At 41.4% G+C, this 20,588-nt stretch carries 16 protein-coding genes and 1 pseudogene; 4 read left to right on the top strand and 13 right to left on the bottom strand.

The window, feature by feature from the left end:
- Positions 1-158: 158 nt before the first annotated feature.
- The 8 genes from QOL44_RS04860 to atpD are packed head-to-tail and all read right to left on the bottom strand — an operon-like array spanning position 159 to position 6,465.
- Complete coding sequence (locus QOL44_RS04860) at positions 159-1,043, bottom strand: F0F1 ATP synthase subunit gamma (protein ID WP_009058953.1); 885 nt, start codon at positions 1,041-1,043, stop codon at positions 159-161.
- Positions 1,040-2,554, bottom strand: coding sequence for a F0F1 ATP synthase subunit alpha (locus QOL44_RS04855; protein ID WP_009058954.1), 1,515 nt, complete (start codon positions 2,552-2,554; stop codon positions 1,040-1,042). The genes QOL44_RS04860 and QOL44_RS04855 overlap by 4 nt, the downstream gene beginning before the upstream one ends.
- Positions 2,551-3,297, bottom strand: coding sequence for a F0F1 ATP synthase subunit delta (locus QOL44_RS04850; protein WP_009058955.1), 747 nt, complete (start codon positions 3,295-3,297; stop codon positions 2,551-2,553). The genes QOL44_RS04855 and QOL44_RS04850 overlap by 4 nt, the downstream gene beginning before the upstream one ends.
- 18 nt (positions 3,298-3,315) lie before the next feature.
- Positions 3,316-3,582, bottom strand: a complete 267-nt coding sequence (atpE, locus tag QOL44_RS04845) for an ATP synthase F0 subunit C (protein ID WP_009058956.1) — start codon at positions 3,580-3,582, stop codon at positions 3,316-3,318.
- A 28-nt stretch (positions 3,583-3,610) separates the two neighbouring features.
- The gene (locus QOL44_RS04840) at positions 3,611-4,267 is read right to left on the bottom strand and encodes a F0F1 ATP synthase subunit A (protein ID WP_009058957.1); all 657 of its coding nucleotides are present in this window, start codon (positions 4,265-4,267) and stop codon (positions 3,611-3,613) included.
- A 14-nt stretch (positions 4,268-4,281) separates the two neighbouring features.
- Positions 4,282-4,560 carry an AtpZ/AtpI family protein gene (locus QOL44_RS04835; RefSeq protein ID WP_009058958.1) on the bottom strand — a complete coding sequence of 93 codons (279 nt, stop codon included), beginning with the start codon at positions 4,558-4,560 and terminating at the stop codon, positions 4,282-4,284.
- A gap of 20 nt (positions 4,561-4,580) precedes the next feature.
- Positions 4,581-4,967, bottom strand: a complete 387-nt coding sequence (locus QOL44_RS04830) for a F0F1 ATP synthase subunit epsilon (protein WP_244235727.1) — start codon at positions 4,965-4,967, stop codon at positions 4,581-4,583.
- Between the two features lie 34 nt (positions 4,968-5,001).
- Positions 5,002-6,465, bottom strand: a complete 1,464-nt coding sequence (gene atpD, locus QOL44_RS04825) for a F0F1 ATP synthase subunit beta (protein ID WP_009058960.1) — start codon at positions 6,463-6,465, stop codon at positions 5,002-5,004.
- Between the two features lie 91 nt (positions 6,466-6,556).
- On the opposite strand from atpD, the gene QOL44_RS04820 reads away from it, so the two are divergent.
- From QOL44_RS04820 to tatC, 4 genes and pseudogenes are all read left to right on the top strand, one after another.
- Positions 6,557-7,903, top strand: a complete 1,347-nt coding sequence (locus QOL44_RS04820; protein ID WP_009058961.1) for a nicotinate phosphoribosyltransferase — start codon at positions 6,557-6,559, stop codon at positions 7,901-7,903.
- Between the two features lie 193 nt (positions 7,904-8,096).
- Positions 8,097-8,625, top strand: a pseudogene (locus QOL44_RS11415) (IS607 family transposase); the annotation flags it as partial.
- Between the two features lie 1,367 nt (positions 8,626-9,992).
- Positions 9,993-10,685, top strand: a complete 693-nt coding sequence (locus QOL44_RS04810) for an epoxyqueuosine reductase QueH (protein ID WP_009058968.1) — start codon at positions 9,993-9,995, stop codon at positions 10,683-10,685.
- Between the two features lie 11 nt (positions 10,686-10,696).
- Entirely contained in the window at positions 10,697-11,479 is a 783-nt protein-coding gene (tatC, locus tag QOL44_RS04805) for a twin-arginine translocase subunit TatC (protein WP_009058970.1), read from the top strand.
- Positions 11,480-11,483: 4 nt separating this feature from the next.
- Here tatC and QOL44_RS04800 read toward each other — a convergent pair whose 3' ends face one another.
- From QOL44_RS04800 to QOL44_RS04780, 5 genes are all read right to left on the bottom strand, one after another.
- Entirely contained in the window at positions 11,484-11,780 is a 297-nt protein-coding gene (locus QOL44_RS04800) for a hypothetical protein (protein ID WP_009058971.1), read from the bottom strand.
- A gap of 59 nt (positions 11,781-11,839) precedes the next feature.
- Positions 11,840-12,325 carry an HNH endonuclease signature motif containing protein gene (locus QOL44_RS04795; RefSeq protein ID WP_009058972.1) on the bottom strand — a complete coding sequence of 162 codons (486 nt, stop codon included), beginning with the start codon at positions 12,323-12,325 and terminating at the stop codon, positions 11,840-11,842.
- Positions 12,322-13,680, bottom strand: coding sequence for an RNA-guided endonuclease IscB (gene iscB, locus QOL44_RS04790; RefSeq protein ID WP_079199466.1), 1,359 nt, complete (start codon positions 13,678-13,680; stop codon positions 12,322-12,324). Before iscB ends, QOL44_RS04795 begins: the two co-directional genes overlap by 4 nt.
- A gap of 887 nt (positions 13,681-14,567) precedes the next feature.
- The gene (locus tag QOL44_RS04785; protein WP_009058981.1) at positions 14,568-17,753 is read right to left on the bottom strand and encodes a UvrD-helicase domain-containing protein; all 3,186 of its coding nucleotides are present in this window, start codon (positions 17,751-17,753) and stop codon (positions 14,568-14,570) included.
- 2 nt (positions 17,754-17,755) lie between these two features.
- On the bottom strand, positions 17,756-20,554 hold the full coding sequence (locus tag QOL44_RS04780) for a PD-(D/E)XK nuclease family protein (RefSeq protein ID WP_009058983.1): 2,799 nt from the start codon (positions 20,552-20,554) through the stop codon (positions 17,756-17,758).
- Between the last annotated feature and the right edge of the window lie 34 nt (positions 20,555-20,588).

Genomic DNA, 20,588 nt, shown 5'->3' with positions numbered 1-20,588 from the left:
ATAGAACAGAAATGTATCATAAAGGTTACTTACCCAGTAGTCCTACATTTTTTATAAAATCTCACTATTCTCACCCTTTGAAAGAGGCTTTCTAAAAGAGCCACTGTTACCAAAGACATCGGCTCATAGCTCTTTTAAGAGAATCGTTGAACTATCGCTTAGAGCAAATTTTTCTTTTCTATCTTCTTCCTCAATGCCTCACTGCCCAAAAGGATAACTTCAATTTCTTCTGTGATTTCCTCTTGTCTAAGCCTATTAGCTTTCTTATTCAATTCTTCTACTTTCTTATCAAGCTGGTCTAATGCCGACTGCATATGTTCCATTCTTATTTTACTTTCGGCCAACAGCGAAGAGTAAAAAGCAAAAAATAACCCAACCAGAAGAAAATTATCTACAAGATCCATAAAGAACTCTCTTGGATCTATATAAAGTAAGGGTGTTGGAGGCACTTTTTTTCTAGCAGCTTTGATTTTTTCTTCAGAAACAGGTATAGGGAGCAGAATTTTTCTTGTAATTTCGTAATTGTCTGGAAGATGGAAAAATACTGTGACTGAAGTGGGAGGTTCCTCTTGAATCAAAGATTTTCGTACGAGTTCTAAAAATTCAAAAATAAAGGGAGAGACATCTTCTGCCACGCTTGGTCCTGAAACCGCTTTAATAATTTTGTGGAGACCGCTTGCACGACTTTCCAGTTTGCTTCCTACTAAAATCAACCCATACTGATCAGGCAACATAGAAGATCTCTCCATATTTTCCCAGTAGCTTGTCAGAGAAGAGTTGAAGTCTCCACAAAATCCCCTTTCCGATCCAATTAAAATATACAGAGGTCTATCTATCTTAAGTGGCCGATTAAGAAGTTCGGGAAAAGAAGGGAAAAAATCATCGGCAATATTCTGCAAGGCATCGACTGCTTGTTTTTGGCTTTCAAAATATTTGGCTATTTTCCTTTGTTCCACAAGAGCCATGTTCTTCATGGCCTTCATGATTTCGCCTATCTCTAGAAGTGCTCCACGATATTTAATTAAATCTCTACGCTTGCTCATGCCACTTTTTGTTCTGTTTGCTGAATGGTTGAACTGATAGAATGAAAAGCTTCCTCTATTTCCTTTAGCCATTTTTCTCTTGGATCGTCTAGAACCAAAGAAGTTGCTTTAAATTTCTTTAAGAGCTCTTCTTGAAAAACCCTCAAACTCTCAAAGGGAACATCATCGAACAATCCTTCGTTAAAGGCGATCAACCAACAATATTCTTGTTCGGGAGATATAGGAGAAAGTCTCTCCTGCTTAAGAAGCTCTCTTAAAATCCTGCCTTTTTTAATCTTTTTTTCTAGAGAGGCTTCAAGTTTTGTTCCAAATCGAGTAAAAACTTCAAGTTCTAAAAACTGCAAATAATCTAGTTTCATCCTCCCCGCTTCTTTTCTTAAATGAGGATGCTGTGCAGCCCCTCCTATTCTAGAAACAGATCGGGTCACATCAATGGCAGGAAGAAATCCGGAGGAAAAAAGAAACTGTTCAAAATAAATCTGCCCATCGGTTATGGATATGAGATTAGTAGGAATATAGGCAGCAAGTTCTCCCTGTTGAGTTTCTACAATTGGTAAAGCCGTCATGCTCCCTCCTCCTTTTAATGGAGAAAGATGGGTAGAACGTTCCAGAAGTCTAGAGTGCAGGTAGAAAACATCACCTGGATAAGCTTCTCTGCCAGGGGGTCTGCGTAAAAGCAAGGATAATTCTCTGTAAGTTTGGGCATGAAGGCTTAAGTCATCATAAATCACAAGGGTATCCCTTCCTTTTTCCATCCATTCTTCAGCTATAGTGCAGGCAGCAAACGGAGCAATGTATTGAAGTCCTGGAAGTGAAGTCGCTTCAGCTACAACCACCGTGGTATAATCTAAAGCAGAGCATTCTTTTAGCGTATCAATCACATGGACAACGGTTGATCTTTTTTGGCCAATAAGACAATAGACACAAAGAACGTTTTTATCCTTTTGATTGGCAATGGTATCTAAAGCAAATGTTGTTTTTCCCAGTCCATTATCTCCAATTAGCAACTCCCTTTGGCCCTTTCCAATAGGAATCATTGCATCCACAATTTTATTTCCTGTATAAAGTGGTTCATTAACAAATTCTCTATCAATGATTGCAGGAGCTTTCACTTCTAGAAGCCGTTGTTTGGAAGTTGCCGGTGGTCTTCCTCCATCTAGAGGATTACCTAACGGGTCAATCACTCTACCAAGGAGTGAATCTCCAACAGGGACACTTAGCCGACGGCCTGTCTTGTGGACAAGGGTTCCAGACATGATTTTTTCGGTTTGAATAAGCATCATGGCTCCTACCAGTTTTTCACTCAGACTATAAACAAGAGCCACACTGCCATCTTCACATTCCAGCAGATCGTCGATTGCAGCCAAAGATAATCCATCAATCCAAGCTGTCCCATCACCAATTGCCACAACCCTACCAAATTCTTCCACCTTCGGTTCGAATTTGTATTGTTCTACCCAATGCGCCACTTTTTCAATAGGGCTAAGGGAATCTCCTGAGCTTTGATTCATCTATTTTCCTTCTGGATAAAAAATTCAAGTTCATCTTCAATGCTTGCTCGAGCTATCCAACTACCTATGATAATTCTTATTCCAGCCATGATTTTTTGATCTTGGACAAATTCAAAGGAAAGCTCTTTTTTTGCAATCTGCTCTAAAAGCTCTCTAAGTTTTCTTTTCGTTACTTCTTCCACTGGATAAACACTCTTAATGCAGACTGAATGGATCTCTTCTCTTTGGATTGTCTGCCGTATCAATTCAAGGGTTTGTTCTGGTAAGGAACGGAGTCTATCCAGGCAGAGCTCAATAAGCTTCTTTTCAACTGCTTCAGAAGCTAGTTTTGATAGAAAATGAGCAACAAACTGTGCTCCGATCTGAAGAGCCCTCTTTTCAGCTTCAATTTGCATGTCCAATTTTCTCTTCTCTTCTAGCACTCTGTTCCTTTCTTTCTCAAGCTCCAACGCTTTTTGATTTTCCGCTATTAATTTAGCTCTTTGTATTCTTAATTCCTCCTGAAGCTCTTCTTTTGCTTTCTTTTTTTCCTCTTCCCATAATTTTAGTCTATTTTCATAATCGGCCTTCAGTTTTTCTGCAGCCTCTTTGGCCTTTTGAGCTTCATTCCACATGGACGCAACAACTTCCTTTCTTTGCTTGATGAAATTTAAGACTGGCTTAAACAGGAATCTCTTGAGTAGCCAGACAAAAACAAGAAAGTCAAAAATCTGAAGAATGAAAGTCGTCGTATTCCAGTTCATTCTTTAACTTAAAACGGATTACTTGGTCAGATATTCAAGCATCGGACTCCGGAAAAGAACAATTAAAACTACAACCAACACGTAAATCGCCAGAGATTCAATCATAGCAAGGCCAATGAGCAACCAGCGAGTAATTGATTTCTCAAGTTCTGGTTGTCTTGCTATGGCTTCTAATGCCTTAGCAATAGCGATCCCCATGCCAAGTCCCGGACCTACGACTCCTAATCCTATAGCCAAGACGGCCATTGCAGTGACTAAAGTTGAAAATAACCCAATATTATTCATTTTTCCTCCTTTTTGGTTCGAAGTTTAATCATTTTTCTTTTGCCAGTGCCTCCATACCACTAGCAATATAAATCAAAGCCAGAATACCAAAGATGTAGGCCTGGAGAATCGCTTCGATCAAATGTAACAACATAAAGGCCACTGGAGAAAGAAACCCTGCAAGAAGCAAAAGAATGCCAATGCCAATTTCCATGCTCGACATATTCCCATACAATCTAACAGCTAGCGTGATGGTACGGGTAATTTCACTGATTATATGAAAAGGGAAAAACCAAAAAAAAGGGACAAAATATGCCTTTAAGTATGCCCAAAGCCCTTCAGCACGTATACCATAGTATGGAACAGAAAAAAAAACAATACAGGCTAAGGCCGATGTTACAGAAAGATCTGCCGTAGGAGAATGCATTCCCGGAATAAGTCCGATAAGATTGCAAAGAAAGATGTAAATCCAAAGGGTCCCTATCAGAGGAAGCACTTCTTGAGGATTTTTGGGAATAGTATCAGTTACAGTTTTCTCAATAAAGGAAATAAGCTCTTCTATCACTACTTGGAAATATCCCGGAGACTCCAATTTAAAACGACGGATAGAAACAAATAAAATGACCACTACAACGGTCATGATACTGACTGAAGTCAGGGTAGACTCGCTTAAGAATTTTATGTTCAAAGGATCCGACTGCATCATGGCCTCTTTTTAAATTAAATCTTGTTGCGTATAAAAACATACACATTCAAAGACCCTAGAATCACTCCTAGAATAATGAACGATATTGTCCAGTGTATCGCATAACCTGGAAGCTTTTCATCAAGCCATTTTCCCAGATAAGCACCAATGATCACCGGGATTATAAATAGCACTCCAAGAGTTCCTAAAAAAGCCGTTTGCGACAAAAGAGTTGGCTTGAACTTTTGAGCTTTCTCTTTTTTTTCGACATCTTGTTGTATTTTTTCAACGAGTTTTTTTTGATCCTTTTCCATGTAGACTCTATAACCAAAAACTATTTAGGAGCTTCTTTTTGCATTTCCCACATTCTTTTGAGCATCTCCTTTTCAAGATTTTTAGCCCTTTCTCTCATCTCTTTTCTCTGTTGTTCTTCCATTTTTAATTCCTGTTCAAGATCTATGGAGATCTTCTGCATATCCTTATCCACAAAAAAGTGAGGCGTGACTATCGAAAGGATATTCCTGCTAAAATGCAGGATACCTCCAGACAAAGCAACATAAGTAGGTAGGGGATCATCTATAGTAAAAAACCAGCAGAGACCAAGCAGTAGGGAAGTCATAAAGGTTTGATGTCTGGCCATGATCCCAAATTGGCCACTTCGATCAGAACCATGGAAAAGGGTGATGTTTTTGCATCTTAGTTCTTTAGTGGAATCAATCATAACTAGTTCGAAAGTTTGCATCAAAGATCCTACGCTATTTTTTCTTAAACTCTTCTTTTAAAGTGCCTTTCATATAGCATTGATCTTCAGAAAGATGATCATAATCCCCATTAAGAAAAGCTTCACAGTCATCAAGGGTATCAGATAGAGTAACACTGACCCCTGGAATGCCTGTGTGTTCGGCTGTCGTAAAAAAAGGTTGAGTCAAATATCGCTGAATTTTTCTCGCTCTTAGGACAATCTGTTTGTCTTCTTTGGATAACTCTTCCATGCCAAGAAGATTGATGATATCTTCTAGTTCCTTATAACGGGAAAGATATTTTCTGACTTCCGAAGCAATAGTATAATGCCTTTGGCCAAGGAACTGTTTATCCATAATGCGACTAGTCGAAACCAGAGGATCAATGGCTGGATAAAACCCTTTGGCTGCTTGAGATCTTGAAAGAATGACTACCGTATCTAGATGAGATAAGATAGCCATCACTGCTGGATCCGTCATGTCATCGGCTGGGACATAAACAGCCTGAACAGCAGTTATATTCCCACTTTTTGTTGACACGATCCTATCTTGAAGTTCAGCCACTTCAGAGAGTAAGGTTGGTTGATAACCTACCATCGCAGGCATCCTTCCCAGAAGCCCAGAAACTTCACTTCCTGCCTGAACAAAACGGAATAGATTATCCATCAAAAAAAGAATCTCCGTTTGTAGCGTATCTCTAAAATATTCTGCATAGCTTAAAGCCGTCAACCCTATCCTAAACCTGACCCCTGGAGACTCATCCATCTGACCAAAAGCCATAAGGGTTTGAGGCATCACACCAGCTTTCTGCATCTCCTTCCAGAGCTCATGGCCTTCCCGAATCCGTTCGCCTACCCCTGCAAAAACCGAAACTCCATGATGAATCAAACTCACTGCCTTCATGAATTCCATCATCAGAACAGTTTTTCCAACGCCAGCCCCTCCAAAGAGTCCAGTTTTTCCTCCTTTTACAAACGGACAGAGCAGATCGATTACTTTTATTCCAATCTCAAGAATCGATTTTGGTCCTAAGGTATTATCCAAGGGAGGAGGATAAGAGAAAATATTCCGGTAGCCATCTGGTTCGATTGGCTCCAACCCATCAAGAGGCTTTCCAAAGATATTAACCAGCCTTCCTAGATATTTTTTTGATACGGGAATCGAAACGGCACATCCCGTATCATACACATCCATTCCCCGACGTAATCCAGCTGTTGAATGTAGCGTTATCGCCCGCAGATGATGCTCATCGAGATGCTGATGTACCTCAAACACATAACTTTCGTGATCGAGATAGGTTTTTAAACAGCGGTGAAGAGGCGGTAAAATCTGGCATTCTATATCAACTACCGGACCATGTACTTCGACCACTTTGCCGATAAGTTTTTCTGAAAAAGGCCCTCCAGACTTCTTAGACTCTTGTTCTGGTTGTGAACTTTCCCTATCCCTTTGAGCCAAATCGGGCTGAGGAGTCATCATAAAAATTTAGTCAATAAATGAAACACACTGTCAAAAAATAGGGTTCGATTTAAATTATATCCATACAATAAACAATTAAACATACAAAACTATGAAAATAGAAAATAGTCTTCTTTTGACTGATCTGTACGAACTAACAATGATGCAAGGCTACTATTATCATAAAATGGAAGGAATGGCTTCCTTTGAATTTTTCGTCAGAAAACTGCCAAAAAACAGGAATTTTTTAGTATTTGCTGGTTTAGAACAATTGTTAAATTTTGTAGAATCTGCCCATTTTGAAAAAGAAGAAATTGAGTGGTTAGCCCAACAAAACTTTCGGATAGATTTTCTCAATTACCTCGAGAATTTTAGATTCAGCGGGGATATCTATGCAATGCAAGAAGGAACCATTTTTTTTCCTTTTGAACCTGTTCTAAGAGTCACCGCTCCCATTGCTCAAGCCCAATTATTAGAATCGAGGCTAATGAACATTATCCATTATCAAACACTCATAGCTTCCAAAGCGATTCGCTTTGCATTGGTTGCGCCTGAGAAAAATCTTGTAGAGTTTGGCCTACGCAGGGCTCATGGCGCGGAGGCAACCATTTTTTCTGCCCGAGCAAGTTTCATTGCAGGATTTAGCGGCACTTCTAATGTCCTAGCTGGCAAATTGTTCGAAATCCCGATACTAGGAACAATGGCGCATTCCTTTATCCAAGCGCATGATGTAGAAGAACAATCCTTTTTTGATTATGCAATTGCTAATCCTCAAAACGTCACATTACTTATTGATACTTATGATACAGAAAGAGCTGCAAAACTAGTCGTAAAGCTTGCTCCTAAATTAAAAGAAAAAGGCATTTCGATAGAAGCAGTCCGTTTGGATAGTGGGGATCTAGAGTTACTGTCAAAACGTGTCCGGTCGATTTTAGACACTGGAGGGCTCAAGGAAACGAAGATTTTTGCCAGCGGCAATCTTGATGAGTATAAACTAGAGGCTCTTGTCAAATCTGGTGCTCCAATTAATGGCTTTGGCATTGGAACTTCTTTAGATACCTCCAGTGATGCTCCCTATCTTGATTGTGTCTATAAGCTTCAGGAATATGAAGGAAAACCTAGAAGAAAGAGATCGACAGGTAAAGCCACTTGGCCTGGGACCAAGCAAGTTTTTCGATATTTTAACAAAAACGGTTCAATGCAAAAAGACCTAATCGGTCTAGCAACCGAAAGTTATCCAGCCGTTACTTTGTTACATCCTGTGATGCGCAATGGAAAAAGAATTTATCCGAAGGAATCTCTCATTGAAATCCAAAAGCGAACAAAAGATAATCTTGCCAGGCTGCCTTTCGAAATTAAAACTTTAGAGCCTGCAAAAACGACTTATCCTGTCGAATTTTCTCAGCCTCTTATCTCTTTAAGAGACCAACTAGAAAGAGAAGAACTACAGCCTGAATAAAAGGCTCGATATACCTTTCAGACCAAATACCTGAATCAAAAGGGTTGGAACAGTTTCCATAACACTGGCACTTTGTTGCGCAGTAATGTATAGCTTGAACCTGTCGCGCAAGATGGCCCGCATTCATGATGCCGCCTGAATTCCTGGAGTAACTGCCCAAAAGCTGCAGTGATGGAAAGGCGAGAGCACGCTTTTGCTTCTTGCTCGCACGGCAGGCGGACGCCGGCGCTACGGTCTTATGCGATTGCGGCTAGAGCTATTCCGTGCCGCAGCCGAAGCCAACCGGCGAACCATTGCCCTATGCCCGTGTTTCCAGACACGATTAGAGGGACGAGCTGGAAGGACAGAAACTGATGCTTGAGCTGTTCTGTGCCTGCTAGGGCTGGACGTTTGACGCCGTCGCGGGGGTAGAGTCCGGCATGCACTCTCACACAAAGGGCCTCAAGCGACTGCTCGATGCCATCATCGGTGGCGAGATTGATTAGCTGGTGATCCCCCACAAGGGCCGACTGTTGCGCTTTGGTGCAGAACTGATGTTCGCCACCTCCAAGGCAAAAAACGTGGAAGTGGTCCTTCTCAACCAAGACAAAGAGACGACCTTCGAGGAAGATTGGACCAAGGATATTCTGGAAATCATCACGGGGTTCAGCGTTCGGCTATACGGGAGTCGCTTGTGCAAGAACCAGAAGCTATTGGATGGTGTCAAAAAAGCCGTGGAGGAATTCCAGGCAGGATCGTCGTCCACACAATCGCGCTGGACTCAAACAATATTCAGGCCACCTACTTTGCCAAGGCTGCGAGGACTACGCGGTTCGCCTACTTCTAGGCGCTTATCGAGTGGCAGAGACTATATACGGGGTGGGAAGCCGAGAACCTGCCTGCCCAAGCGCTCGCAGCCCTCCTTCTATCGTCAGCTCAACGCCATGAAACACGAGGAATTCCCCTGTATGCTTGAAGTCACCAAAAACGCACCACAGATGGCGATTAGGCAGTTGGGAGCCGCCTGCAAGAACTTCTGGGAAGTACGCGCATAATACCTGAAGTACCGCAAGATAGGCGTACCTGACTGTTTTTCCCCAAACCAATGCCCAGTTTTCCCTCGATTGGTGCCGCATCCGCATACCCAAACTGAGTTATCTACGGAGGCTGGAGCCGTTGCCTTTCATAGACAAGATCCTGTCCGCTACCGTCTTTCAGGTAACGGACCGGTGGTTTGTCAGCATCACCGCAGATACGGACGCTATTGTCCGGCGTCCCTACGAAAATCAAGGCGTGATTGGGGTGGATTTGGAGGTATCGGCCCTGGCAACGCTCTCTAGATGAGAAAAGGTCACCGGTTCCAAGCCACCCAAGGTCTTACTCAAGCGATTGCAGCGACTGTTTTAGAGTCTCTCAAGCAAGCACCAAGCTGTCAAGAGAAAGCTTGAGTAGGCGGGCAATGCTCTGGTTTACAAAAGCACACGGTTGCCGGTATCAGAGAATGCGAAAAAAAGCAAAAGCCAAGCTATCCAGGTTCCACGCCCGCATCGCCAATATCCGGCAGGATGGTTGGCACTAGTTCATGTCCAACCTTACCCGACGGTTTCATTCCATTGTTATCAAAGACTTGAATGGGTGCAGGAAGCTGGAAAGCCATCCCCTGGCCAGATCCATTGTTGAGAGGAGTATTTCTAAATTCCGGAGACAACTAGAATATAAAGCGGAATGGCGTGGTAGTGTAGAGAGGTAGCTGATCGCTGGTTTTCGCCCAGCAATACCAGCTCTGCTCGCGGGAGGGTTTGGGAAAAAATATCGCTGGCTGTTTACCAGTGGACCTGCCCGGACTGTGGAACACTCCAGGGCCGGGACGTGAAGACGTCCAGGAATCTCTTGGCGTATGGCTCGGCAGTACTAGGCTGCTCTACGGCGAGTTTCGCCGAATATGAAACCTGTGGAGAGGAAGGCTCTGGCCGTCGTCGCAAGACGGTAGTAAAACCGGTCTCGATGAAGCAGGAAGTCAGCTTTGTTTTGACTGAGGCGCAGAGATGAGTAAGTCTGACGGAACGGTTGCAATCTCCCTTTCTATAATATAAGATTTGTTACTTAGAATATGAAAAACTCATTTATTAGAGAAAAACTTATACCACCTGGAGGAGTGGACAAAGTTTTACTCCATTCTTGTTGTGCTCCTTGCTCAGCCGAAATAATGGATGCAATTATTGCCTCTGGGATTCATTTAACGGTGTTTTTTTATAACCCCAACATTCACCCACACGTAGAATACGAAATCCGTAAAAATGAAAACATACGGTTTGCAAAGAAAAGAGGAATTGAGTTTGTTGATGCAGATTACGATAAGGATCGATGGTTTGAAAGAGTAAAAGGCCTTGAATGGGAACCTGAAAGAGGAAAGCGATGCACAGTCTGCTTCGACATAAGAATGGAACGCACGGCACTCTATGCCTATGAACATGGATTTAAGGTTTTTAGCTCTAGCCTTGGGATTTCCAGATGGAAAGATTTCGATCAAGTGACTTCGGCTGGCAAAAGAGCGGCATCTCGCTATGGTTTGGAATATTGGAGCTATAACTGGAGAAAAAAAGGGGGATCAGAACGGATGATTTTAATTTCAAAAGAAGAAAATTTTTATCAACAACTCTATTGTGGATGTATCTATTCTCTCAGAGATACCAATCAGTGGCGATTGTCCAAAGGCAAACCAAAAATCACTTTCGGGAAAACCTTTTATGGCTTTGATTCAGAAGATTCTAATTCTTCTACTAGTATCCATCCACCTTCCTAAAATCTGTTTCCATGAAAGACCATGAGGAGAAACCTTTTCTTGAGCATTTAGAAGATCTAAGATGGGTCATCATCAAATCCCTAATGGCCTTGGTGGGAGGAGCGATTGTTTGCTTTGTTGAAACAAAACCCTTGATGGCTATTCTATTGAGACCCCTTAAAGCCGCTGGAGAGGATCCTCAAAAAGTTTTAAGAGTCTTAGGAGTAGTAGATCCATTAAGCGTCCAGCTCCAAATTAGTTTACTTGGTGGATTAGTATTGAGTCTACCCTTTATTCTTTATTTTATCGCCGAATTCATCATCCCTGGACTTACTCCTTCAGAATTAAAACTGCTTTTCCCCATTTTCAGTGCTGGTGCCCTTCTCTTTGTCGGAGGCATTCTCTTTTCTTACTTTATACTCCTACCCCAAACTCTGCGCTTTTTTTCCACCTACAATCAATGGATGGGAATACAAACCGATTGGACGCTTCAAAACTACGCAAATTTTGTTGTGCAAATGTTAGTGTCTTTTGGACTTGCTTTTGAACTACCTCTGATTATTGTCCTATTGGGACTTCTCGGTATATTAAATACTTCGACATTAATCCATTATAGAAGGCATGCAATCGTAGTGATTGTCATCGCTGCTGCCTGCATTACTCCTAGCTCAGATCCTTTAAGCCTTCTCTTTCTTTCTGTCCCCATGTATCTGCTTTACGAAGCTTCCCTTTTGGTTGTCAAAAGCATAGAATCAAAAAGGGGAATTTCCAAAAATCGGACGATAGAAAATAGAAAAGAAGAGCTGTTTTCTTAGTTCCTTATCCCAAATATTCAAGAGCATTATTTTTATTCCGTAGAATCACCGATCCTCCAGGGTTCAAAAGAATGGCTTCTACTCTCTTCTTGTCATCAAACTCCAAAATCAACTGCTCCTCATTTTCTAAAACTTTTTGGAGACATTGTCCTGACTGAATTTCACCAGTAATAGCTCCTCTAATCTTTATTTGTAACGAAGAACCATCACTAAAATCAATGGTCAAAAGGCCTTCTTTAAGCTCCGTTTTGGCTACTTTCCTGCCCGCAATAAGTTGAGAGAGCTTTTTATTTAGTCCCATATGAATTAATAACTTGATTCATTCTTTCTAGAAAGCAAGAAAAGAAGAAAGCCATCGGTTCATTTAGCCTTCCCTTCTGCCATATATTTTTTATATGCTTCTATCCAATTAGTAGCAATTTCCCTTTGAGCTTCCTTTAAATCAACCACTCCAGCACAAACTAATTGGTGCAACTTATATTCCAGCTTGTCTTTAAGATAAGCGTTCCAGGGAAAGGTCCTATAAGATTGAGGCCATAGATTTTTTATTGAATTGGAACCACCAAGTCCCAAAGGAATCAAATGATCTATCTCATAATGATGCTTATCCGGATGAATAATGCCATATCTTAAATATACCTTTCTTTTGAGGGCATAGGGAACATCCCTGACAAGCTTTGCATAACCAGGAACACAAATGTCCTCCTTTGTAACATCAAAAGTATCGCCCGGTGTCAACTTGGGATCGGGTAACAGAGGATCCTCAAAAGCAAAAAGAGAAACAGATAGGCTAAAAAAATAAAGGCATAAGCAGAGGTAAGCACCTTGGAAAAGTCTTTTATTCATAAAACTCCTCGCGAGATACCCCTTCCCTTTAGGGAGGGGAGGGTTAGCGTCCAATGTGAGTATCCATAACCATCGTTACGATGGAGTAGTCGGTAAAAGCGATGCGGTACGCCTTGCACGACGCCATCCGCCGTTTGCACCTTAAAGCTACCGCTAGCGCGGATTGCAATGCGGCCGACGTAAGTCCCCGCCTTCTTTCCCATCGGCACGACGACCCGCGCGATTTCTCCAGTCTGGAAACCGAAAGATACCTTACGCCGCATGAGATAGCCTCTGGAAAACCCATGCTGATTGAGCCAAGTCCGTTGATAACTGCCACGTCCTGACGCCTTGATTTTCAAAAACGTCCGGTTCCATCCTTCAGCAGACTCGAGCCCACCCACACAAACAGCATCCAAGCAGTAAGCCTTCGGAATGGAGAGCCTACTGCGATTCCACTTTGTCCTCCCGCTCGTTCCAGCATTAACTGAAAGACCCGTCTCTTTCACGCGATGGAAGAGAGCCCAGCGGGTGCTGTTAACCACCACAGCATCCCACAAAGTCGCCCTTGCCTTCGCCAGGATCCGATCCAGCCGCTCCGGCTGCCCAGAAAGGAATTTCTCCACTGGCTGATTGCCCTTAGCTTGGTTACACTCCTGGCAAGCAAGAGTTAGGTTACTTACCCGGTCGCTGCCCTCAAGGCTCTTTGGATGAATATAGTCGATCTCAAGCGGCACGTTCCTGGCTCCACAATACACACCTTCACGCCCCCACTTCTCCAGTAGGTATTCTCGAAGCTCATATCCAGCCAGCGTCCCTTGCTGATACTCTACACCGCTAATTTCAGGATTCTGCATTGCCAGGGTATCGAACCGCACCAGCTCGACGCTAAGGCCTGTGATCGGAGCCAATCTCCCTAGCCGGTTGACCCAGGACATTGTGGTATCGACTCGGAGCCTTGAGCTAGGCGCAATCCACCCTTCCGGCCTAGCACGGTTATTGAATCTGGGCGGTTGATACTGTAAGTTAGCGCTGCTCCTGTGGCGGCGAAAAGCTCGGCGTTGCGTAAGAGAGGCCCGGATCGCCTCTCCTCGATACTCTAGTTCCACCATCCAGAAAACATGCTGCCTGATTCCATCCTCACGAAGGAGCGCCAAGCCCGTCGTTCTACTACCCGGGTCTAGTTTAAGCTGGACCGGTTGCGTATTGCCGCTGGTCCTGAACTTGAGCCGGATCGTGAATGGATACACCCGGTGCACGCCGGCTCTCCCTAGACTCAAGAGCCTCTTTGCCCTAACGGGCAAGCAAGGCATCAAAGGCCGCTTTCGCTTATCTAATACGAACACATGGGAGCTTACGCTCCCTTTCCCGGTTATTTCCGGTGACGGAGCCTGGTTGGCGTTCCTGGCTCGCTCCCCTCGAGAATGTGCACGACCGGCTGCCCACCTACGCGGGAGAAGAGAACCTTTGGCGCTTTGCCTTTTGCCAGCATGATCCCCTTCTTCCAGTGTACGGGACTGAGGAAGCATCCCGGAGTGGGTCTGCTGCCACCTAGCGCTCACGTAGTTACTTCTTTGCATTGTCATCTGCTCCATAACTTACCCTGGTCAACCCGGCTTGCAGTTGTCTACAAGCCCATCCCATTTATGGGATGGATAGTTGACAAGATCTTTCTCCTTCTGTAATCCCCTTCGGTAGCAATGTTAGGTAAGTGAGATCTGCCGGAACCACCCTGTAAGTTTCAGGTTTGAATCCTAAATTTAGTTTACAGATGGCATATTGGATGAGTCCTTCTACCCTATCCAGCAGCCTAATGAAGAAGTATTCCTTACTAAACCAGCGAATGACTCGGTCCTTCCAAAAAAGCTCGCAGGATCTAGTCCAATAACAAAATATAAGTGATCTCCCCTTCTGGCTAGAATCTGTGGGAACATAAAATGGAGTAATACCACCCCTCTTCCTACACGGGAAAATAGGATAATTTTCCACATTCACATTAAAAACTAAAGATCCTAAGAGCATTCTTATCTTTCTTGAATTGTCATATTTAGATCTATTAGTCACCTTTAGTAAATGCTCTCTCTAAGCTACCAAATCTAATTTCCTATCCAGACTAGTCTGTTCCGCCACCAAAAAAGCTGTATCTAGAAGTTTTCCTTCCAGCATCTTTGATATCTCCTCAGAAGCAACAGCTCTCAGTCATGCCGCGTATATCAATCCAATAAAATGGCCTTCTTGGCCTGGCCCAGGACACCACCAAATATCAAGCATTTTGAAATAATTCAATCATTTTCTTAAGATATACCGAAACAAGAAATACTCTCACCTGAGTAGGTTCTACTTGCAAAAGTTTACAGAGGGCTTTTCGATAAAGCAGAAGTTGACAGTGGTATTTTTTTGCAAGCTCATGCAGACCCTCAAGAGAAATAACAAAATCAGTCTTAAAATCATAAATTTCACAGTTGATTCCTTTACCTGACTCTATTTTCATATGAACTCTATCAAATGAGCCTTTTATCCAAAGACCCTCGACTTCGAGGCAAAAGTTTCTTTCTATCCAAATCTCTGTATCCTGGCTCGGAGTAAATATTTTTTGAATCTCTGGAGCCTGCAAACACTCCAAAACATCTTGAAATGGATTTCTTTCTGTCTCTTCCCCTTTATATTCTAAGGCTAACTTTTGTAAAGATTGTACAAACGGATCGGTTAGTCTCTCTAGGCGTGCGAACAACTCGTGAATTTTTCGGCCATACTCTTTATTCTTTTCTCTTTCCAAATTAAAAAGGAAAGAAAGATCTTTATTTTGAGTTTGCTCTACAAGTGATGAAGGAGAAATAAAATTGTCTCTTTTAATTGGTCTTGGCAAAAAGAGAAGATCCTGGCTTGAACAACCGATGGAGTCTTTCTGGATTTGATTTCCTTTTTTTCCATGGGGAATCCAATTTCTCTTACCCGTTTCAAAAATGGTAAGCAAAGGGAAATCATCAAAAAAATATTTTTCTTCTTCCTCTTTGCTATCCAATCCTTCTATGAGAAAATCTTGCCAATAAATTAAACTTTTTTTAGAAGATTTTTTCCATTCCTCTTCTTTCATTTCTCCAACAATATACAATCCTTGCCTAGCCCGAGTCATAGCGACGTATAGGAGGGAGATTTTTTCTAATGCTTCTTCTCCTATCAGCTTTTTATATACAGCCTTTAAGCTTGGAATCTTTTCGATAACTTCTCTTTTGGGAAGGAAAAAAATTCTCCTTTCCTTTTCTGGCGACTGATACATAATGGGTTGGTCTCTAGGCTGATTCATCGCTGTTCTATATGAACCTTTGAGTTCAGTAACAAAGACAACATCAAATTCAAGTCCTTTGGCGCTATGGACTGTTCTTATTTGAATGGAAGAGGGATCTTCACAAATAGGTATGGAATAGTTTTTCAAATAGTCTAAAAACAAATCACAATCCCTGCTTCCGGTTTTATCGAAAGACTGGCAAATTCGAAAAATCATTGCCATTCTCTCTTTATGAAAGTCATCCAATTGTATTTTTTTTTCTAAAACAGCAAATAGCCAAGAAGCCACCTCCAAAAATCCCCCCATAAAAAGTTTTTCCCAAATATTTTTCCTCCACGATTCTTCTCTAAAAATGTCTCCCACAGGAGTAGCCTGTAACCAGCCTAAGGCCAAAGAATCGCTTGGATGAGCAATGGATTGAACCAAAGCAGAAAAAAATTTTGCTAATCTGTTATCTTTTCCTGGATATATCTTTCCTTCTAAGGAGACCTTAAGGTTAGAGCTTGAAGATAGATAGTGAAAAATATCTGCTGCTTCCTTATTGGTTTGGACAAGTATGGCGCAACTCAACTTTTTTTCTTGTGGTTTGATTTCATCAATCAATAGCCTTTTTATTGCTTCGAACCGAAGCATAGAGCTGTTATTGACTACTTGCTCTTCTTGTTTTTCCTCAATTTCATCATTGGAAGTATTTTCTAGGCTAAAGTCCTTTCCTTTCGACGGTTCTATGACACACAAAAAACAGCCATAACCCTCAAGCTTCCTCTCAACACAATCTTGAATTGACCACCTTTTTTTCCAGATTTCCGCACATTCTGGGAACAGCTTTCCAATCACTTCAAAGTTTCCAAAAAGCCTATTGACCATATCCAGAATAGCCCATGCGGATCTTCTTGAACCACTCAACTCCTGCTTCTCCATATGAAAAAGAGAAACGATCGAATCAAGTAGCTCCCCACAGGCCCCTCTCCAACCATAAATGGATTGTTTGGGGTCACCTACACAGAAAAAAGATCGAGATCCATCCTCGTTTTGTAAGAGTTCATCAACAAAATGTTTGATCACCTTCCATTGTAACAGGCTTGTATCCTGAAATTCATCGATCAAAAAATGGTCCCATTTTTTGGCCAGATTAAAAAATGATGAGGTAGGTAGATCTAATCCAAAGGCTTCTAATATAACCCTTGGCATATCCTCAAAAGAAAGTACTCCTTCTGTCTTTATCTTCTTGCGATAATGAATATCATAGAGCTGCAGCAGTTGAGCAATGCCTCGAGTTCGATCATGAGATTTTTTAAGAAAAAAAGTAAGGGTTAGCTCAGCAAGCTTCCCCAATGAGAGAGCTAAGGGAGGGCTGAGGTTATATTTTTTGCGCTCTAAAATCAACTGGAAGCATTGACGGGTATTAGGGTCGTAAGCCTTTAAAAGATTTTGGTACAGTTTAGGAAAAGAAAGGATATTTTTTTTCTGCTCATCCCAAAGCTTCGTAGGAATTCCCTCGTTTGTTAATAAATTCTCGATATGAGCGACTAAAGAAAGAAATTCCTGATTTAGCGTTATGTCTTTGATATCATCGAAGAGATTTGGGGCTCCCCAGTATTCCACCTGTGGAAGATCTTGAAAAAAAGGATAATATTTTTCCACTAACGTCCAATATTTAGAAAATACGTTTTTAAAATCTTCTCCTACAAATATTTGTTGGAATGCTTCTACAATAGAATTATCTAATGTTTTTGAATTTAGTACGTTCCAAAGAATTTCTTCTCGAAGTTTTAATTGTCGGAAATCATCCAATAAAGAGAAGTTAGAAAAGGCGCCTCTTTTCTCTGGTGGAATATGATTAAGGAGCTTATAGAAAAAGGAATCAATGGTTTCAAAATGAAGATAAGGTAAATGATCAAGTAATGTTTTTAAGGTAAGAACTGTTTTTAAATCTTGAGAAGAAGCCAGCTTTTCTTCACAGGTTTCAAAAAGAATACTCTGAGCTAGATTCGAGAATAGCCGATCAACTATTTCTTGCGCTGCTTTTCTTGTAAAAGTGATAATAACGACTGTAGTGGGAGCAATGCCTCTAGACAAGAGGTCAATGGCTCGCTTCACAAGCTTATGGGTTTTACCCACTCCAGCTGAAGCAATCACAATCAAATGCCCTAGTTTTTCCATTTTTAAAAGTCTGTTTTAGTCGAGCCAGCAAAAGAAGAAGCAGCAAAAACTTCTTCCGGATTCTTCTCAAACCAGAAATCCCATGGAGCATACTGCCAGACAACTGCTTTTGGGTTGGGAGGCCAGAATTTATTCTCTTTTATTGCTCGAATGATTCGACGGATAGCCACAATGCTTTCTTCTAAAAAATTAGAATTATCCTCTTCCCAAACCTTTAATCGGCTGTTTTCTTTTACTCTAGACAGAAAATAAAAAGCAGCACCGATATTTTTTCCTAATCCCATTGATTGGACGCCATAATAATAAATAGGCAGTTGGAAATTTACCCAACGCCATCGTTTTCCTCCTGAAAAAAAATAGGCCTCCGCGGGAGGTTGCTCTTCTTTTCCTTCTCTTGAGATACATAGATGACTGTTAAAAGGATTCTTCTTTATGCCCGTGCTAAGAGTCTTGTAATCAATGATCATCACTTTATCGTCCCCTAGATAATCTATACGATCGATCCGCCCTCGAATGGTGAGTCCTTCAATCTGAAGTTCAAATTCCTTCTCTACATCAATAATCTCTGCTCCTTGATTCCTCCAATCAGCTTGAAAGAATGAGAAGGCCTTTAACCGTTCAGCTAATGCCTTTTGTTGAAGTTGAAAGCCAATAGTACGTTTTTTCCCGAATCGCTCAGTGAACTCTGCTTCCAGTTGTGATTCTAGAAATGAATAAATTTGATCTGGATCATTCCATCCTCTTGCCTCAGTATTCTTCCCGAAATCCCCCAAAACTTTATGTATTAGACTTCCAAAAACAGATTCGTTCATTTCTCCTTTGGGGAGCGTGACTGGTTGCCAATGCATTTTATGCTTTAAATAAAAATAAAAGGGACAGTTTAAATAATCATTTAAGGCACTGACAGAAAGACTTTCTGGAGAAAAGGGCTCCTCAAAGGGAATTTGTAACTGAAAACAACCTTTTGTTTTAGGCTTGGGACCTGTTTTAGAAGGAAGAGTCGTAAAAAGCAAAGCCGTTCGAGCAGCCAGTTCCTTTTTGTCAACTTTGAAAAGAAGTCTTGAAGGCAACAAATTTTCTCCTTCATGACTTGTTTTTGATAAAAAAATATCTATTCTGCCCCTTTTGCTGAGCCGTTCCACAAGACTGTGAAGTATCACCATGTCTCTAGAAAGACGACTTTCTATGGTTGTCAGCCCCAATTGCTTTCTGACCTTTTCGGTCAAAATACAATTAGACTCCAAAGCCTTTGGAATATCCCCTTCTTGAAATCCAGCTAAAATTAAATAAGAGGCATCGTCATAGAGCAATTCTAACCATCCTTTAAGTTCTAATTTCTCGCCTTCTTCGGTTAAAAACAGCCTTGCTTCCTTCATTGCCTCTAGAAACAAGGATAAAAAAGCCTCACAGCTAGAAAAAATATTAAAAGGGGCCAAACGATTAAACTGATTAAGAGACCCTACAAGAAAAGCACTAAATTTTTCCAATTGTTCTTCTAAAAGCGAAGAGAAATTTTCTAGGGCTTCAGAGAAAAAACCTAAAAGAGCTTTGGGCCAATGTTTCGATTTTAGTTTGACAAGAAAGTCATTCAAAAGCAAAAAGGCTTCTTTGAACGAATCCTCAGAAGGATTCCTTTCGATAAAATCACTTAGAGTGGATGGAATATAGGCATTGACAAAAGCATCGAGATTTCCCAAAAACGCATCGGCTTGATCCTGTTGTTTCATTTGAAGCCATGCATAAAACAACGGATTGCGGACAAACTTTGTTATGGTTGCTAGAGAGGGCTCTTTGAGTATTTCTTTCAAAAGGAAAAAAAAATCGAAAAAAGGGCTATCGACATAAGAAAGTCCAGAAAAATTAAAAAATGGAATGCATTTTTGCTTCAGTTGGAAAGTAAGCAGCTCAGTCAAATGATTTCTACATATTCCAACTGTTGTAGCTTCATTGCTGTTCACATTAGCAACAAGCTCAATGATTTCCTCAACCATTGCCGTTTCATCCGCATACAAATGAATAAATTGCTCTGGTAGAGCTAACACTGTCTCTTGCCAAAGGCTTTCCAGTGGCCTGCCTTTGGCATCAAAATAGTGAGAATATTTTTCTGTTACGGGAAGCAGAACATCAACCGTTGATGGTTCTTTCAACTTTTCAAGAAACTGCAATGCCAAAGGATGAGGATCAAGACAGCCCGCAATGACTACTTTTTCAATCTTTGGAGGAAGTTTTGGATTTTTTAATAACTCCTGTTTGCGCCAAAAGGGATCGATAAAACCTAATCGATCCATTGTTTCGAAATATATCGATTCAAGCACTCCAATCTCTTCGAAAAAATTATCTTCCACAAAAGCCGCTAGATCTTTCAAAACCAAAGACTTCTCTGCTAGTTCTTCTTGTGTTCTGCTAAGAATTGTTGCAAAAGAAAAAAGACTTTCGAAATCCCTATTTTCTTTTAACCATTGCCCACAGCTCCCTCTTTCGATAGATTCAACCAATGCATTGATCCAAAAAATTTTCTTTTGTAAAGGAGTAGGTTCGACTTTATGATCAAGCTGATAATCCGGATGAATCTCAAAAAGACTCATGGGGGTGATAATAATGGGAGGAAGAAAACTGTCACCAAGACGCATCTTAAGGGCCCGATGAAGCATTTTTCCAGATAGCGTAGTAGGAACGATCACAAGACTGTCTGAAAGGTCGAAAAATCCAAAAGAATTTTTACTACTTTGAGAAGTAATCCATTCAGCAACAAGAAGAGGGAAAGGATCCTGCCAACCAAGGAAATGGCATTCAAAATCCATTTTTTCATTTTAACTATTTGCTGTTGCGATTACC

It is taken from the genome of Candidatus Methylacidiphilum fumarolicum, from assembly GCF_949774925.1.
In the GTDB taxonomy this organism is placed as follows: Bacteria; Verrucomicrobiota; Verrucomicrobiia; order Methylacidiphilales; family Methylacidiphilaceae; genus Methylacidiphilum; species Methylacidiphilum fumarolicum.
This window is presented reverse-complemented; position numbering and strand designations above follow the sequence as displayed.